The organism is uncultured Parabacteroides sp., from assembly GCF_947855115.1.
In the GTDB taxonomy this organism is placed as follows: Bacteria; Bacteroidota; Bacteroidia; order Bacteroidales; family Tannerellaceae; genus Parabacteroides.
Genome location: NZ_CANTZW010000005.1, coordinates 109,518 through 128,099 on the forward strand (window position 1 = coordinate 109,518; position 18,582 = coordinate 128,099).

11 protein-coding genes are annotated in these 18,582 nt (G+C 48.7%); 5 read left to right on the forward strand and 6 right to left on the reverse strand.

Translation table 11 applies throughout. The features are described 5' to 3' along the window. Positions 1 to 5: 5 nt before the first annotated feature. The 3 genes from Q0110_RS05590 to Q0110_RS05600 all read left to right on the forward strand — a co-directional run bounded on the left by Q0110_RS05590 (position 6) and on the right by Q0110_RS05600 (position 3,844). Positions 6 to 1,178: a glycosyl hydrolase gene (locus tag Q0110_RS05590; RefSeq protein WP_297903888.1), complete on the forward strand. Its 1,173-nt coding sequence runs from the start codon at positions 6 to 8 to the stop codon at positions 1,176 to 1,178. Between the two features lie 132 nt (positions 1,179 to 1,310). Continuing rightward, positions 1,311 to 2,336 carry a Holliday junction branch migration DNA helicase RuvB gene (gene ruvB / locus Q0110_RS05595; protein ID WP_297903891.1) on the forward strand — a complete coding sequence of 342 codons (1,026 nt, stop codon included), beginning with the start codon at positions 1,311 to 1,313 and terminating at the stop codon, positions 2,334 to 2,336. Between the two features lie 11 nt (positions 2,337 to 2,347). Continuing rightward, entirely contained in the window at positions 2,348 to 3,844 is a 1,497-nt protein-coding gene (locus tag Q0110_RS05600) for a lipopolysaccharide biosynthesis protein (RefSeq protein ID WP_297903894.1), read from the forward strand. Here the strand turns inward: Q0110_RS05600 and Q0110_RS05605 are convergent. After that, on the reverse strand, positions 3,841 to 5,928 hold the full coding sequence (locus Q0110_RS05605; protein WP_297903906.1) for a HAMP domain-containing sensor histidine kinase: 2,088 nt from the start codon (positions 5,926 to 5,928) through the stop codon (positions 3,841 to 3,843). The two genes, Q0110_RS05600 and Q0110_RS05605, sit on opposite strands and share 4 nt — an antisense overlap. Before the next feature lie 138 nt (positions 5,929 to 6,066). Here Q0110_RS05605 and Q0110_RS05610 point away from each other — a divergent pair, with 138 nt between their 5' ends. Both Q0110_RS05610 and Q0110_RS05615 read left to right on the forward strand, forming a co-directional pair. Further along, positions 6,067 to 7,425, forward strand: coding sequence for a TIGR00341 family protein (locus Q0110_RS05610; protein ID WP_297903909.1), 1,359 nt, complete (start codon positions 6,067 to 6,069; stop codon positions 7,423 to 7,425). A 29-nt stretch (positions 7,426 to 7,454) separates the two neighbouring features. Next, entirely contained in the window at positions 7,455 to 9,587 is a 2,133-nt protein-coding gene (locus Q0110_RS05615) for a S46 family peptidase (RefSeq protein WP_366139650.1), read from the forward strand. Between the two features lie 181 nt (positions 9,588 to 9,768). On the opposite strand, the gene Q0110_RS05620 is transcribed toward Q0110_RS05615, so the two are convergent. The 5 genes from Q0110_RS05620 to Q0110_RS05640 form a co-directional block, all read right to left on the reverse strand. Continuing rightward, the gene (locus Q0110_RS05620) at positions 9,769 to 10,938 is read right to left on the reverse strand and encodes a C1 family peptidase (protein WP_297903916.1); all 1,170 of its coding nucleotides are present in this window, start codon (positions 10,936 to 10,938) and stop codon (positions 9,769 to 9,771) included. A gap of 138 nt (positions 10,939 to 11,076) precedes the next feature. Continuing rightward, entirely contained in the window at positions 11,077 to 12,687 is a 1,611-nt protein-coding gene (locus Q0110_RS05625; RefSeq protein WP_297903919.1) for a C69 family dipeptidase, read from the reverse strand. Between the two features lie 27 nt (positions 12,688 to 12,714). Further along, positions 12,715 to 13,782, reverse strand: coding sequence for a prolyl oligopeptidase family serine peptidase (locus Q0110_RS05630; RefSeq protein WP_297903922.1), 1,068 nt, complete (start codon positions 13,780 to 13,782; stop codon positions 12,715 to 12,717). A 209-nt stretch (positions 13,783 to 13,991) separates the two neighbouring features. Further along, positions 13,992 to 15,359 (reverse strand): efflux transporter outer membrane subunit, encoded by a 1,368-nt coding sequence (locus Q0110_RS05635; RefSeq protein ID WP_297903925.1) that lies wholly within the window; start codon positions 15,357 to 15,359, stop codon positions 13,992 to 13,994. A 35-nt stretch (positions 15,360 to 15,394) separates the two neighbouring features. Then, positions 15,395 to 18,577, reverse strand: a complete 3,183-nt coding sequence (locus tag Q0110_RS05640) for an efflux RND transporter permease subunit (RefSeq protein ID WP_297903929.1) — start codon at positions 18,575 to 18,577, stop codon at positions 15,395 to 15,397. Between the last annotated feature and the right edge of the window lie 5 nt (positions 18,578 to 18,582).

Genomic DNA, 18,582 nt, shown 5'->3' on the forward strand with positions numbered 1-18,582 from the left:
TTTAGATGATGAGGAGGAGATTGTTTCTTTTTTTATGTGTGTTGGTGATTGGTCTGGCGGGGCAAGCTCAAACCCAATCTGTCCGGAACGAAGACACGGATAATTTGTATAAGATGCTGAAACAAATAGTTCGTGACCGGAAAATCATGTTTGGCATGGCGAACCCTACTACGATCGGTTATGCCTCTGGGCCTTTGAACACTGATTATCACTCCTCGGACTGCAAAGATATCACGGGCGACCATCCGGGTTTTCATGAGAGTGATTTTATGTGGTACGAGGAGAATCCGGATTTCCGGCATACGGATGTCAAGGCGATGAGGGCCGCTTGGGATCGGGGAGCGGTCATCGGGTATTGCTGGCATTTGGCGGGGCCTCGTTCGAAGGGGTTTTACGTTGAGAGTGAGGGAAGACGGAGTGAAGACTACAATCTGGCATCAGAGATTGTCTCGAATCCGGACCGGACGGAAAATCGGTTCCTGGATTGGTATTTAACTCGTTTTGATGAATTGGCGATCCCTGTTTTTAAAGAATTGGGTTGCCCGGTGGTATTCCGCCCGTTTCACGAAATGACCGGCGATTGGTTCTGGTGGGGCAAACAAGTCGGAGCGGAGGTTTACGTCAAGTTGTATCGTTTGACCGTGGATTATCTGCGCTCCCAAGGGGTTGATAACCTTTTGTATTGTTGGGCTCCGGACAAGTTTGTCGATTTCTCGTTTTATCCGGGAGATGAGTATGTGGATATTCTGGGACTGGATATTTATGAACCGGGACTTACCGAGTTTTATCCGAAAGAGAAGTTGATCGAGAACCTCACGATCATCTGTGATTATGCCGCTGAACATGATAAAGTAGCGGTCTGGTCGGAGGTTGGATGCCGGCCGACGGACGATGGTGTATCCCGCTATCCGGAGCAATATCCCGATTTTTGGACTACTTATGTTTTCGATATTTTGCGGGATCACCCGGAGGCAGGGCGTGTCGCTTGGGTAGAGAGTTGGTATAACGCGGATTGGAAAAACGATTTCTCATCATCACCTTATATTCCGTATAAAGGTATGAAAAAGAAAAGGAAAAACGGTAGAAAGGCTACCCGGGATTTTATCAAGATGTATAAATATCCTTATACGTTGTTTGAAAGTAACATTAAATCATATAAGCGAAAATTTAATCTATAACCTTGGCTGAAGCCGCTTTAGTTTAATCTAAGGCGGCTTTTTTCTTTCTAGGGGAAACCCCGGTTGGTATTTACGTATTTGGTTTCCGTTTTCGGTATAAGTCATTATCTTTGCAAGTCAATGAACGTGAATATGGAAGATGATTTTGATATAAGGGATACCCGGGTGCCGGAAAACGAGCGGGAGTACGAGAACGTGCTCCGGCCGCTATCGCTCCGCGATTTCAGCGGGCAGGCGAAGGTGGTGGAGAACCTGAAGGTGTTCGTTATGGCTGCCCGCATGCGTAAGGAGGCGCTGGATCATGTGCTTTTGCACGGGCCTCCCGGATTGGGAAAGACGACGTTGTCGAATATTATAGCGAACGAGTTGGGGGTTGGTTTCAAGGTCACGTCGGGGCCGGTGCTGGATAAGCCGGGAGATCTGGCCGGGGTATTGACCTCGCTGGAGAAGAACGACGTGCTTTTTATCGATGAGATTCACCGGTTGAGCCCGATCGTGGAGGAATACTTGTATTCCGCTATGGAGGATTACCGGATCGATATCGTGATCGATAAGGGGCCGAGCGCGCGCTCGATACAGATCGATTTGGCTCCGTTTACCTTGATTGGGGCTACAACCCGTAGCGGCTTGCTGACCAGCCCGCTACGTGCCCGTTTCGGTATTAATATGCACTTGGAGTATTATGATATGGAGACGCTGACGAAGATCGTGCTCCGTAGTGCTAATATCTTGAACGTAAAATGCGAGTTGAACGCCGCTAGGGAGATCGCTTCCCGTAGCCGGGGTACGCCTCGTATCGCCAACGCCTTGTTGCGCCGTGTACGTGATTTCGCCCAGGTAAAAGGAAACGGGGATATCGATAAGGCGATCGCTTGCTTCTCTCTGGAGGCGCTGAATATAGACCGGTATGGCTTAGACCAGATCGATAATAAGTTGCTGACGACGATCATTGATAAATTCAAGGGAGGCCCGGTAGGACTGACGACTATCGCCACGGCTTTGGGCGAGGACCCCGGAACGCTAGAGGAGGTGTACGAGCCTTTCTTGATCAAGGAAGGCTTTATCAAACGCACACCCCGCGGTCGGGAGGTCACCGATTTGGCCTATACCCATCTGGGACGTAGCCGGGTGGGAGAGCAAGGTTTTTTATTTGATTAGACGGATACGATATGGCAGGAGGAATGAAGCGGCTCGCTAAAGAGACGGCTGTTTATGGATTGAGTAGTATAGTGGGGCGTTTCCTGAATTGGATGTTGGTGCCGATGTACACGCGTGTGTTGGCCGGGACAGGGGATTATGGGATCGTGACGAATTTATATGGTTGGACAGCCTTGTTGCTGGTCTTGCTTACCTATGGCATGGAGACGGGGTTCTTCCGTTTCATCAATAAGAAAGAGGAGCAAGAGCCGATGCGGGTGTATGCTTCCGTGCTGTATTGCTTGCTGGGAAGTTCGGCGCTGTTTAGCGTAGCGGTTTTCGCCTTGTTGCCATCTATCAGTGCCGGTTTGGGATACGGCGACCATCCGGAGTATATCGGGATGATGGCGGGTATCGTGGCGGTAGACGCTTTTTGTTGCATTCCGTTCGCTTATCTTCGGTATAAGGGGAAAGCATGGCGTTTCGCCGGGATTAAGCTGCTGAGTATTTTCTTGAATATTATCTTGAATATATTCTTCTTGATCGCTTGTCCGTGGTTGCATACGCATTATCCGGAGGTGATAAGCTGGTTCTATCGTCCGGATTATGGGGTAGGCTATGTATTCGTGGCGAACGTGTTTACGACACTGGTGACCTTATTGTTTTTGATCCCGGATATCCTACCGGGTATGCGGGCGAAAGCAGACGGAACGGTCTTGAGACAAATCTTGCGTTATTCCTTCCCGATCCTGATTCTGGGTATTGCCGGTATCTTTAACCAAACGGCGGATAAGATCCTGTTTCCATTCTTGTTTGATGACAAGGAGTACGCGAACGAGCAATTGGGTATATACGGCGCGTGCTTCAAGATCGCCGTGGTGATGGTGATGTTCACGCAGGCTTTCCGGTATGCCTATGAACCGTTTATTTTCGCTAAAAACAAGAGTGATGATAATAAGAAAGCCTACTCGGAAGCGATGAAATATTTCATCATATTCGCTTTGCTCATCTTCCTCGGGGTGATGTTTTATATCGATATCTTGAAGTACTTTGTCGGGCCGGCCTATTATCCCGGATTACGGGTAGTGCCGATCGTGATGCTGGGCGAGTTGTTCTTCGGTATTTATTTCAACCTCTCTTTATGGTATAAATTGATCGACCAGACGCGGTGGGGCGCTTACTTCTCTACGATCGGATGTGTGGCGACGGTCTCTATCATCTTGCTGCTGGGGCCTTCGTATGGTTATATGGCTTGCGCGTGGGCGTCGTTCTCCTGCAATTTATTGATGATGCTTTTATCCTATTTCGTGGGACAAAAGAAATTCCCGATCGAGTACGACCTGAAATCCGCTTTTCTTTATTTCGGGGTGGCGGCGGTGTTATACGTGGCAGGCACGGCGTTGCCGATACGGTCTGAATGGCTCCGGCTGGGATACCGCACGATCTTGTTATGCGTATACGTAGCGTTTATGGTCAAAAGAGATTTACCTTTGCGGGAACTTCCATACGTAGGGCGTTTCTTCCGTTAATCGGAAGATCCGGAAGGCTTGGACGGTGTGGTGATCGGCATCGTGATCACGAAACGAGAACCTTCTGTATAAGATGGGTCTGTTTTTATTTGACCGTTTAGCCGGTTAACGATCAGGCGGCACAGATAAAGTCCTAGGCCCGATCCGGGTATGAAGTCGTTGGTTTTCGTGAAACGCTCGAATATCCATTCCTGTTTATCTTGAGGGATGCCACATCCCGTATCTGTCACCGACAGAGTCATTTGATTGGCTCCGTTATCCAAGTGGTACGCGAGCGTGATGCTTCCTTTCTCCGTGAATTTATTTGCGTTTGCCAGCAGGTGCGAGATGATCAGGCTGAAATAAGTGCGGTTGGTCAAGATCATATCATTCTCCTTGTCTCCTTCCACCACATAGCTGATCTCCGGCTTCTCTTGGTATTTTTTTACCTGCTGCATCTCATGTAGGCAAAGCTCATGGATATGCGTGGGGACAAGCGGGAGGGAATCATCGCCGCTATCGAGCTGGGCGATCTCAAGGAGGTTGTTCAGCATGGAGGTTAAATGGTAACAGTTCTCATAGATAATACGGCTGAAGGCCTGTTTCTCGCTCATGGGGATATCCTCGTTGGTGATTAACTCCGAGAAACCGTTGATGGCGTTTAAAGGAGTCCGTATCTCGTGTGACATGTTCCGGATGAACGCGGTTTTCATTTCCTCGCTTTCTTGTGCTTTCCGGTTCGCGACCAAGACTTGCTCGTTCGATTTTTGTAATGCCTGATAAAGGGATCTCATTTTGCCTAACCGGAAAAAGATGTAGAACACGGCGCATAAAGCCATAAGCAATAAGGAGATATATAGGTAATTCTCTTTCTTGCTTTCCTGTAGTTTCAATTCCAATGTTCTCTTCTCGATCACCAATTCGTTCGCCCCTTTCTCGATCTCCAGGTTCTCCATTTTTTTCCTGAGCTCTTCCGTACGCAAGGTATCTAGCAAGACCGCGTACTCCTTGGAGGTCTCGTATGCCTCCTTGTACATCCGGAGGCTGTCGTAGGCGGCGGCTTTCGCGGATACATAAGCGATTACATGTTCCTTGTAAAGTGGTATTTGTTTGGAGAAATTGATCAAAGAGTCACTGAACTCGATGAATTTCTTATAGTCTTTTATGCCGAGGTAATAATTCGCCGAGGTATAGTAATGCTCATATTCCGGGGCGGCGCTGGCCGATTCCGGATAAGCCTTCAGCAGGTTCAGGAACTCATGGTAATAAGAGGAAGCCAAATCCTTTCCGATAGCCTCGGCGCTGATGGCGAGGCTTGAATAAGCGCTTAATAAGTGGCGTTTGTTGATCGCGTGAGGACGTGTGCTCATCTCCGAGGTATTGGAGTAAGCCAGGATCGTATTTAAATAACGGGTAGCGTATTGTGCTCGTTCCCGGGAATCTTTGGCATAGGCGCACAACATGAAATAGGTATTGGGTAAGAAGTTGTATGCGTACCGTAGGGGAAGTTTCTCTGCCGTGGCCAAGACATTATCGAAATATTCTTTTCCTTGCTTGAAATCCTCTTTCAGCATATTTTCTTCCATGACGCTGTTGCTGACGGCCATGCCGAGTATGTAGTTGCAGGCTATCCTTTCATAGGGCGATAATTTGTCCGGTTCTTCCAGCTTGAACAGGCAGTTCGTGAGAATTTTCCTTCTTGGCTCTCCGGACATGTAGAATATGACACGGGTGTCTTGGATCATTCTCATGAATGATATCAGGCTGGTTCTCGCCTCACCCTTGAGTTCCTGCTCGGCCTTGGCGAGGTAGATATTCGCGCTATCGGTCTGGTCCGTGTTGATGTAACGCCGGAGGATCTCGGTCAGCGCGGCTTCTTTGTAGTAATTGTCATTTGCTTTTAAGGCCTCCTCGTAGAGCTGTTTGGCGTTTACTAATATGTCGTCGTTTCGCGAGAGATCCATTAAATTGGTAAGGATTTCCAACCTTGAGCGTTCGGTGGTCGCTTTTCGCGAAGCGTTCCGGAGTGAGTCGGGAATGATCGTTTGTGATGAAACGACAAGGGACATGAACAATAAGCATACGGGTATAAGATATCGTTTCATACAAATGGAACCTCTTTTTGTCTTTGTTATGTTGTAAATGCAAATATACGTAATATCGCTATAAAAAAGCCCTTAAATAGCTAGAAAAACAAACAATTGGAATATCTTTGCACAAATATGGAACAAGATTAATACCGCATGGAAAAAGGATTGCTACATAAACAGGTTATGGATTTTTTTGTCCGTAATTTTGATGTCCGGCAAGAGAAAGAGGACGAACTGGACACGATAGAATCTATCAAGAAAGGAATCGAATTTAAGGGGACAAATTTATGGGTACTTATTTTCGCTACGTTCGTGGCCTCTCTCGGATTGAATACGAACTCTACAGCCGTGATTATCGGCGCTATGTTAATCTCTCCGTTGATGGGCCCGATCATGGGATTCGGGTTGGGATTGGGGATTTCCGATTTCGAGTTGATCAAGCGCTCGTTTCGAAATTTCGCTACCGCCACTGTTTTTAGTGTAATCACTTCGACCCTGTATTTCTTGATTTCTCCGATCAGCGAGGCGCAAAGCGAGTTGCTCGCCCGTACGCAGCCTACGGTATATGACGTGTTGATCGCCTTCTTCGGCGGTTTGGCGGGTATCGTGGCTAGCTCGACGAAGAGCAAGGGTAACGTGATTCCGGGCGTGGCTATCGCTACGGCTTTGATGCCACCGCTTTGTACGGCCGGATTCGGGCTGGCGAGTGGTAATTTGTATTACTTTTTCGGCGCGTTTTATTTGTATTTTATCAATACGGTTTTTATCAGTCTGGCTACTTTTCTGGTCGTTCGCTTGTTGAAATATCCGAAAAAGGTTTTCTTGGATAAGCAAAGGGAAAAAATCGTGACCCGCTATGTCGGTATCATTGTTTTTTTCACGATCGTACCAAGTCTTTTCTTGAGTTATAACTTGATTCGGAGCAGTTATTTCAATGAACGGGTGCGCAATTTCGTATCGGAGGAGCTGACTTTCCCGAATACGCAAATCCTGAACAAGGTCGTTACGGATACGAGCGAGAAAAAGGAAGTGAAAGTAGTCTTGATCGGCCAGATGGTACCCGATGAGATGATCGCTAACGCCCGGGCCAAACTGCCTAGGTATGGGCTGGAAGATGTGCATCTGATCGTACAACAAGGTTTCGGACAGGAGGCCACGGATATCAACGAGCTGAAAAGCCTGTTGATGCAAGATTTGTATAAGAATAGCGAAGAGGTGCTGCGTGCGCAGACTATCCAGATCGACTCTCTGAAACGGCAGGTCGACAAATATCAGAGTTATCGGCGTTTGACATCCGAGCTGATCCCGGAGATGAAAGTCCTTTTCCCTTATGTGGTTGAGGCTTCTTGCTCGAATACGTATATCGTGAATACGGAGACGGCGAAACCGGATACGGTTATGCTGGTTTACCTGAAAAGTAAGATGGTCATAAAGGAGGTGGAGCGCAAGAAGATCAAGGAATGGCTATCGGCTCGCGTGGAAATGGAAAATATTAAATTACTAATCGAATAATTTAGACTAATAAGAGTAGAATGAAGTTGATGAAAAGAGTGTGGGCGGCTTTGTTGCTTTTAGCCGCTTCCGGCCAGTTATATGCCGATGAGGGCATGTGGGTGCTGAAGGAGTTAAATAAGCAGAATTTGGCGAGAATGGCCGAGTTGGGTTTTACTCCATCCTATGATCAGTTGTATAGTGAGACAAATCCTTGCGTGGCGAACGCCGTGGTAATCTTCGGAGGGGGATGTACCGGTATTACGGTCTCTAACGAGGGGTTGATCTTCACGAATCATCATTGTGGTTTCGGGGCTATCCAGCAGTTGAGTAGCGTGGAGCATGATTACCTGAAAGATGGTTTCGTCTCCCAAAGTAAGCAAGAAGAACTTCCGGTTCCGGGCCTGACGGTACGTTACCTGAGAGAGACTGTAGACGTGAGTGATCGTATTAACAGCCAGATCTCCGGCATTGAGGATGAGTTCCAGCGTTTGTCGGCGGCTGATTCTATCGGCCGTGTGATTTGTGATTCCGTGGGGAATAATGAGTTCCTGGCGGCCGATGTCGTTCCTTTCTATAGTAATAACAAATATTTCTTGGTGGTGTACGATGTTTATCGCGACGTGCGTATGGTTTTCGCCCCGCCTAGTTCTATCGGTAAGTTTGGCGGCGATACGGATAACTGGATGTGGCCCCGCCATACCGGTGATTTTTCCGTGTTCCGTGTGTACGCCAACGCAGATAATAAACCTGCGGAATACAATGCGAATAATAAACCTTATACCCCGAGATATGTGGCCGAGGTGTCTATGCAAGGGTATCAAGATAAGGATTATGCCATGACAATCGGCTTTCCGGGAAGCACGGATCGTTATTTGTGCTCTTGGGGCGTGCGACAGCGTATCGAGAATAGCAATAAGCCCCGTATCGAGGTACGCGGCATCAAACAGGGCATCTGGAAAGAGGCGATGTCGGCTAGCGATGAGGTTCGTATCAAATATGCTTCCAAGTATGCGGGCAGCTCCAATTATTGGAAGAACTCGATCGGCATGAATAAAGGATTGGCGAATCTAAACGTGATCGAACGTAAGCGTGCGGAAGAGACGGCTTTTGCGGATTGGGTAGCGAAAGACCAGGCCCGGGTCGCTAAATATGGCGAGGTCTTGAACCTGCTGGAGAAAGGGTATACCTCGACCGATAAGTACAGGGAGGCTTTGACCTATTTGAACGAGGCGTTCTCTAGCGGTGCGGAGATTATCCGTTTGGCCCGTATGGTACAAGCCGTGGATATAAACGGGGCGACTCCGGAAGAGATCGATATCTTCCTGGAAGATCGTATCCAGCCGTTCTTCAAGGATTACGAGCCGTCATTAGACCGGAAAGTATTGGCCGCTATGATGAAGATCGTAAAAGAGCGTGTGTCTCCGGAGTTCTTGCCGGATATCTATACGAGTGTAGACAAGAAATACAAGGGAAATTATGAGAAATATGCGGCAGATGTATTTAAGAAAACTACCTTGTTGTCGTACGACAAGATTGTCGGGATGTTGAGAAACCCGAAGCAATATGAGAAATTGAGGAAAGATCCGGCGGCAGAGCTGAGCCTGTCCGTATTGGTATCTATCTTCCAGCTACAGCAATTGATGGGAGACGCGGAGTATGATATCGCCAAGGGAGAGCGTTTGTACTTCGCTGGCTTGAAGGAGATGTATCCGGAGAAGGCCTTGTCTTCCGACGCCAATTTCACGATGCGCCTGAGCTATGGTTCTATCGGAGGATATCGCCCTTATGATGCCGCGTGGTACAATTATTATTCCACGGATAAAGGTATCTTGGAGAAAGAAGACCCGACGAGCGATGAGTTCTGGGTACAACCGGAAATATTGGATCTGGTTCGTAGCCGCGATTTCGGCCCTTACGCGAATGAGAAAGGGGAGTTGCAGCTATGTTTCCTTTCGAACAATGATATTACCGGCGGTAATTCCGGTAGCCCGGTGTTCGATAAAAATGCCCGTTTGATCGGACTCGCTTTCGATGGTAACTGGGAGGCGATGAGTGGCGATATCGCTTTTGAGCCGGATTTGCAACGTTGCATCGGAGTGGATATCCGTTATGTCCTTTTCATGATCGATAAATGGGGTAAATGCCCGAGGTTGATTGAGGAATTGAAATTGGTGAAGTAAAAACGACTGCTATCCCAACTTTGTAATATTACATAGCCAGCTTCATGGATTAAGTGAGATAACTTACTTTGGTATTTTAGTTAACTCACTTGGTCGATGAAGCTGGCTTATTTTTGTATCGCTTTTATTACCGGTTATTTCCGGTGAATAAGGGTGAATCAAATATGATTCTTCAAGATATTTAAATACCTAATTTGGCCCGGATCGCTTTCGGGATAGCGTCTTTATGCACCATGATATAAATAGTCTTGGCGCGAACGAAGCTATCAGACATGTTCAGGTAACCGCCGAAAGCGTTACGTTCGGTTCCCCAAGAGTTTTTCGTGATGTAATATTTCGTGCCGTTTTGATCCTTGGCGATACCGGTAAGGTGCATCAAGTGATCGTCGGTCGTGACAAATCCCTCGAAACCTTCTTGACGGATTCCCGGGGTGACGTTTACTTCCGGGAAAGGTTTCTCGAATTTGTAGACTTCCTCCAGACGTTCCTTCTCGTCCATTTTCTCGAAGCGGGCACGGTCGGTAGTCGAGTAATCTTCCACTTTCTTTACTTCCGGGTTGATAGCCACGCCATTCTTGAAAGAAAAACCTTTCTCGCTCACGTCGCCATCCCAGCATACCGTGTAACCATTGTTTAAGGCATAATCCGCTACTTCCATCATCTCGTCTAACGGGAGGTTATACATTTGCGCGTGCTCCCAGTTGTCGGGAACCTCTACCTCGAACTTCTGGTAATACGGATGGTGCGTGAAACTTGTCAGCTCGATATAATCATCCATGTTCAATCCGAGAGAGGCGGCGAATGTTTTCGGGGTATATTCCTTCCCTTGATAGGTGAATTTCTCCGGAAGTTTCCCCAGATAAGTGTCGAATAGATTATCGATTAGCTTGTAATATTCCGGGCTTCGTTTTTTCATGTCCACGGCGGTCGTGGCGATCGCCTTGATATATTTTACCATCTCGGCGTGATTGTGCCGATCGGAATCATAATTGATACCCGTATACACCTCTTCCGGAACGATACCCACTTGGTTGAATGCGTTCATGAAAGTATGCGAAAGGCTTCCTTGGCCGATATTTCCCCGGCCTTTGCGAATATAATTGTCTTGCAACTGGTTCATGTATTTCTGACGGACGATAAACATCTCGGAGAGATCGTACGTCCCTTTTCCCATACGGAGTAATTCCGACTCCATGAAAGAGGTCGTGGCGAAACACCAACAAGTTCCCGTAGACGCTTGATTTTTAACCGGGGTGGCGGGTACCCTTACCACATTCGTAAATTGGTAACCTTGGGCGAATGTGCTCAAAGAACCTAACGCTAAGGCACATGACAGAATGAATGTTCTCATCGTAATATCTATTTATAATTTAATTATTTGTTGTTGTAGAGACGGGGCGTGCCCCGTCTCATCCCCTCAAAATGGTAACTTAAAATACTATCAGACGGTGGGAGACGGGGCACGCCCCGTCTCTACAACCAGATATGGTTAGAAGCCTCTTTCGAATTGGGTCCAGAATGAGTCTCCCATTTCTCTCCAGTGTAGCATAGTGGCTCCGGCGAAGTCGGCGGTATAACCGGTCAGGTATTCCTTTGCGGCCTCCTCGCCTTGACGGGCAAGGATCTCCTTGTAACGGCTCTCCACGAAAGGCAGCTCTGTCTGCCCTTTCTCGGTAAAATGAGCGATGGATGCCTTCATTCGTTCTTTGGTCGCTCCCCAACGTACGGTAGCTAGCTTATTGGCACGACGGAAAACCCATACGGCGGCATCTTCCCGGTAACGATGTTGACCGCAGACCTTGAAACAGGCCGGGAGATCTTTCGTCCCGCAGAAAATCGGGATACGGGGGCTTTGTCCGGGATTGTCATAAGCCATCCAAACCACGCCACCTACTGCGTCGGGCAACCAGTCGCGTAACTGTATCACGGTAGAATAGGAACATTGTGGCACGGCAACCAAGCGGTAGCTTTTCACGGCATCCGGTTTTAATCCGTTCAACATGTTTACCATATCCCGGGTCATCCACGGGTTGGCTACCGGGCTGATAACCGTATCGATCTCATTAGTACCTTTTTTCTTTACGGCTATTTTCAAGTTTTGGGTCATGTCGTATTCCGTACCCTCATACGTCTCGGAGAGAAGAGCCATCACGTCGGTCACGGATACCGGTTTTTCCGGTTTTACGCTGATTGGAAGTTCTTCTGCGTCATACGATAGATGTAAAGAAGGAGCTAGTTTGTTCAAGATAAAGAATTCGCGGATACTGAATGATTTCAGCTCACCGGAGTAATTCCCTCCACCATACGCTTCCCAGAAGCGGAACGGCTTTTTCCCGTCCCAGAACCCCATGCGTTTAGCTACTTCGAATACATTGGCGGAAGCCATGCAATTGTCCGTATCTTTCGGGTCTACCTTAGAGATACGCGGGATATTCGCCGATACGCCTACATGATCATCGGGAATGCGGATCGCGGCCCATACGCCTCCGATCTTGCCCGGTCCTTCGCCGAATACCTCAAAATGCCATACCTCTCGCGGGTCTGCAATCGTGAGGCACTCACCCCAATCGCCATATCCGTATTTCTCGATCAAGTCACCCATCAGGCGAATGGCGTCGCGGGCGGTAGCGCAACGTTGCAAGACGATTCGCTGAAGCTCCTCGATCATGAACATACCTTTCTTGTTGACAAGGGCTTTCCGGCCGGTGATCGTAGTTTCCCCGATTCCCAGTTGCTTCTCATTCAGGCAGGGGTAGGAGGTATTGAGAAACTGATACGTAGACCGGGCCTCTGGAATGGTGCCTTTCGCGATCATGCCCCGGGTTCCTTCGGCATACTCGGTGTGCATGCGTCCGGTATAGACCGTGGTTGTTGTATCGTGATCGTACGAGGCGGAAGGTACGATATCCATCCAAGTACGGTAATTACTGTCGCAGGTATGGCTGGTCATTACGGAACCGTCTGCCGAGGCTTTTTTCCCGACCATGATACTCGTGCAACTCTCCGGGTTCAAGACCGGCTCCGGATACTGGATCTGCTGCGCCATGGCAACGGATAGACTGGCGCAAAGCATAAGAACATAGGTAAAAAGTTTCTTCATATTTCTCGTGTTATTTAGATGTTTACATCAATTGAATTTGTAAGCCGCCTTTCGTACGTCTTTTACGGACTTAAAGGGTTTATTGGGCTTTAGATACTTGGCGAGGAACCGGTATATGCCGAGTCGTATCTCGGAGGCTTGCTTCGTATCGGTACGGTCGAAACTATGAGCGCCGGGAGTGCGGTCGAATATCTTGTAATCGAATTTCTTGCCTTCGGCTTTGAGGGCACGGATCATATGCTCTACTTCCACCACGTTCACGTCGTCATCGCTGGTATTGGTATGGATAAGCAGGGGATCTTGTAGTTTTTCCGCGTGCCAGACCGGTGAGCGGCGTTTATATTCTGCCATGTCCTCCCGGGGAGTCTTCCCGATATGCCCTTCATCGGAAAAGATTTTCCGATAATCATCGGTAGAATACCCCATGCGCATGATCACGTCGCTTACCGGTACTCCGGCGAAACCGCATTTATATTTACCGGGATAGGTGAAAAGGTTCATCAACGTGATCATTCCTCCATGACTCCATCCCATGATACCGATACGATCGGCATCTACGATATCGAAATTCTCTACCATGTAATTACGGCTGACGTAGACATCCTCGTTCTCCAATCCTCCGTAATCGATATTGTCGTAGGTTGCCTGCCCATATCCGGTGCTACCCCGGTATTCGGCGGAAACGATGATATATTCTTGGGCGATCAATTCCCGGACGATATGAGCGTAATACGTATTGAAATCCGCGTGTACGCCACTATGCGGGAGGACGATCAAAGGATATTTCTTGCCGGGGTCTACGCTTTTGGGGATGAAGATATAAGTCCAGAACTTCAATTCGTTTCCTGCGCTCATCCCGGTAGGATTGGTCTCTTTCCAGCGGGCGGGACCACAAAGATAAACCTTGTCTATATGGGCTATATCGCCCACTTTCTCGTACCATAAGAGGTCATCTATCTTCTTTACTACTTGGTCAAAATCATGTTGGTAGTTTTGTGCCGCCGTGTAGCTGAATCCGGTGGTAAGGAGGAAACAAGGAAGCAGGAGACGCTTGAAGAATGTTTTCATATTGAATTTAGATATTAGGTTAATCATGAATCCTGATTTTTCAACCGTAAATATACGATTTATTTATTAATTCTCGAATATAATAGAGAGAGTAGGAGAGGGTACGGCGCTGGCTATACGTCTTTGCGGGATATAATAGAGGAAAAAAGATGAGAGTACCAGATAAAAAGCGGATTGCCCTAAAATCACTTTCCGGGCAATCCTTTTGTTATTTTAAATATGAATAAACAAATGGCCTAGTCACGTCCTCCACCTAAAGCTTGATAGAGGTTGATAACCCCTTGGATTTCCGTGAAGCGATTAGCCACTTGGGTTAGTTGGGCGTTTAATAATCCTTGTTGCGCTGTGAGTACTTCCAGATAGGTTGTCGTACCGTGCTGCATGAGTAGCGACGTACTCTTGTAGGCCCTTTCGAGAGACTCTATCTGTTTCTCGAAGTATGTGGCTTTGGCGCGTGCGGTATGGTACTGCGTCAAAGCGTCGTTTACCTCGGTTCCTGCGTTTAGTAAAGCTTGCTCAAAACTCAGCCGGGCCTCCTCCTGTTGCGCCTTGCTGATTTTCAACTGTCCGAGAAGTTGCCCCCTGGCGAATAACGGCTGGGTGAGCGAACCTACCGCCGAGGCCAGGAACTTACCCGGATTGACGATAACCGATCCTGCCGAGTTGGTCCAGCCCGCCGAACCACTTAGGGTAATGGAGGGATAAAAAGCGGAACGGGCTTGGTTGGTAGCGTAAAACGCGCTTTCCAGAGTACGCTCCGCAACCCTTACATCAGGACGGTTTGATAATAAGTGGAGAGGTATGCCTACGGAGAAATCCTCCGGTAGCTGCTGTCCTTCCAATTTACCTCTCTGTATGGTATGCGGAGTCTCGGCCAGTAACAGCGCGAGGCTGTTCTCTACCTGATTGATCTGTTCTTTCAGGTCGAGCACGGACGTACAGATACTGTAATACGTCGCTTCCATTTGAGAAACGGCAGCCTCGTCTGCCATGCCCGCGTTCATCAGGGCACGGGTGGATTTGACCGTCTCCTTCCAGGAAGAAGCGGTTCGTTCCGAGATCTCCAACTGAGCGTCCAGCATAAGCAATGTATAATAGGTATTGGCTATCCCGGCGATCAGTTGTGTACGTACCGCCTGCTTATAATCCTGGCTTTGCGCGTAAAGGGCCTGAGCCTGTTTCTTGGCGTTACGCATTTTGCCGAATATATCTAGCTCCCAACTGGCGGTTATCGGCACCGAATAGGTCTGTGTGGCCTTATGGGAATCGAAACTGCTCACCGTTCCCTGCGGGGAAAAAGCGAAAGAGGGGAGAAATGCCAGCTTAGCGGACAATAGAGTAGCCTCGGCTTCCTCGACCCGGAGTTGAGCGGATAGATAGTCCGTATTGTTTTGCAACCCTTGGTCGATAAGCGTCTGGAGTTGAGGATCGGTGAATACCTCCCGCCAGTTCATGTTGCCCAAGGCGACGGTATCTTCCGTCACGGCGGTTTCCTGCCCGAATAAATCCTCGGGCACCTCGGTCGCCGGTTTATATTTACTGTATATACCACAACTGCTCAACATGATGCTGGATACAGCCAGTGTTATTATATGTTGTTTCATCCTTTACTGTAATTTAGAATGGGTATTGACTCAATTTATTCTTGGTTGTCGCGTTCAATCGCGCTTTTCTCTTGCTCTTGTTGTACCTGCAAATCGGCCTCTACCTCCATCGGCTTGCGGATCTTTTCCTGCAAGTACTCGAAAGCGATATAGAATACCGGTACCACAAAAAGCAACGCCAGTGTACCGACAGCCATACCACCTACGACACCCGTACCCAACGACGAGTTACCGTTGGCGCCGGCTCCGGTCGCGAACATCAACGGAAGCATACCGAAGATCATCGTTAATACAGTCATCAAGATAGGACGCAAACGAACTTGGGCGGCAGAATAAGCGGATTCTATGATACCCATACCCTTGCGTCGGCGCTCAATGGCGTACTCCGTGATCAGGATGGCCGTCTTTGCCAATAAACCGATCAGCATGATCACACCTGTTTGCAGGTAAATGTTGTTTTCCAGCCCGAACACCTTGGCGAAAAGGAACGAACCCATCAAGCCGAACGGGACGGAAAGTATGACAGCGAACGGAACCAGGAAGCTCTCGTACAAGCAAGAAAGGATCAAGAAGATAAGCAGGATACAAACCGCGTAGATGAATATCGTCTGGGCGCCGCCGGAAGCGGATTCCTCACGTGACATACCTCCGTATTCATATCCGTATCCGGAAGGTAGGCTCTGCTCTACCACTTCCTCGATGACTTTCTGGACCTCACCGGTCGAATAACCCGGAGCCGGGTTCACATTCACGGTAATGGAACTGAACAGATTGAAGCGGTTTTCCACCTCAGACCCCATGATCTTCTTCAACGTGACGAACTGGCTGATGGGGGCCATTTCCGTTCCGTTGCGCACGAACATATTGTCTAGCGCTTGCTCGTCTAGTCGATACTCGGGCGAGGCTTGCAGCATCACGCGGTATACTTTCCCGAACTGATTGTAGTTGGAGATATACGCTCCACCGCAATAGGTTCCCAATACATCAAGCACGGAAGAGGGTGAGATGCCGGCACGCTTGCATTTCGCGGCATCCACGTCTACGGATATCTGCGGGAAGTTCATGGCGTAAGACGTATAGGCCATAGCCACTTCCGGCCGCTGGTTCAGCGCTCCGAGGAATTGCATGATGGAGTTATAGAAAGTCGTCATGTCGCCACCCGTCTTATCCTGCATGTTCAACTCGATGGAGTTACCCATACCGTAACCGGGGATCATGGCCGGTTGGAAACTGAATATCTGGGCTTCTTTGATCTGGTAGAACTGTGCGTTGAGTCGTTCTACTATCGCGTCGGAGGTATGCTCGCTACCCTTTCGCTCGCTCCAGTCTTTCAGGCGGATGATAACGGTGCCGTAGGAAGTACCCTGTCCCGAGATCAACCCGTATCCGGCTACACGCACGTAGTGTTCGATCTCCGGTGTATTCTCTAGTATTTTCTCTACTTTAGCCATCGTGACTTTATTCTCTTCCAGCGTGCTACCCGGGGCGATGGAGACGTTGACCATGATCGTACCTTGGTCTTCCTGCGGAACAAGTCCCGTCTTCGTGGTTGCCATCAGCCAGACAAGCAATAGGAGGGTAGCCACAAGCGCGGTCCATACCATCCAGCGATGATGGATAAAGAACATGACCCCTTTCTTGTATTTCCCCAGCACGGCGTTGAATGAGGCATTGTAAGCCGCGCGTACACGGCCGTTGATACTCTTGGCGCTCTTTTTACCGTCTGAAGGACGCATCATAATGGCGCAGAGTGCCGGACACAACGTCAGGGCCGAGATCATGGAGATACCCACGGAAGTTGCCATCGTGATACCGAACTGGGTGTAAAATACGCCCGACGTACCTCCCATAAAAGTCACGGGAATAAACACCGCCATAAACACGCAGGTACAGGAGATAATCGCCATTGTTACATCGCCCATGGCATCTTTGGTAGCCAGGTAAGACGATTTATAACCGGAATCGAACTTAGCCTGTACCGCCTCGACCACGACTATGGCATCGTCCACCACCGTACCGATAGCCAGCACGAGCGCGAACAAGGTTAGGATGTTGATACTGAATCCCGCCGCTACCAGGCAAGCGAAGGTTCCGATTAGGGAAACGATAATGGAGATAGACGGGATCAACGTACTCTTGAAATCCTGAAGGAAGAAATAAACCACCAGGATAACGAGGATGATCGCGATGATCAACGTCTCGACCACGTTATGGATAGAGGCGAAAAGGAAGTCGTTGGAACTCATCATAGTCATGAACTCGATGCCTTTCGGCAAATCCTTTTCCAATTTTTCCAATAAGTTGGAGATTTCCTCGTTTACGGCTGTCGCGTTCGAGCCTGCCGTCTGGAAGATAAGGAATGAGACGGCCGCCTTACCGTCCATCTTACTGTCGAAACCATAGCTCAGCGTACCCAGCTCCACGTCGGCGATGTCTTTCAATCGTAAGACAGAGCCGTCTTCCTGCGCACGGACCACTATATTCTTGAACTCGTCCACGCTTTTTAGCCGGCCATGATATTTCATGGTATATTGGAAGACATTCCTCGAATTCTCACCCAACTGGCCGGTAGGAGCCTCAAGGTTTTGCTCTCCTAACACGGAGGTCACGTCCGAGGGGATCAATCCGTATTGTGCCATTTGCTCCGGTTTCAGCCAGATACGCATACTGTAAGAATCGCCCAGCATCATCACGTCGCCCACGCCTTCTATACGTTTGATCTGTGGAATGATGTTAATATCCAGATAATTGGCTAGGAATGTCTGGTCGTAACGTCCATCGTTACAAACTAATGCGTCGATCTGTAAGAAACTGGTCTGGCGTTTCTGCGTGGAGACACCGATCTTGGTTACCTCGGCAGGCAGCAGGCCTTGGGCCTTGGACACGCGGTTCTGCACGTTGACCGCCGCCATATCGGGATCTGTTCCCTGTTTGAAATAGATCTGGATGGTAGCCGTACCCGCGTTGGTCGCGGTAGAAGTGATATACATCATGTTCTCCACGCCATTGATGCTCTCTTCCAGCGGCATGATAACACTGTTCATCACGGCGTTGGCATCTGCTCCGGTGTAAGTCGCCGATACATATACCGTAGGAGGAGCTATATCCGGATATTGCTCCACGGGTAGCGTGAAGAGTGAAATCAGTCCGATCACCAATATAAGGATGGAGATAGACATGGCCATGACAGGCCGTTTGATAAATATGTTTCCTTTCATACGAT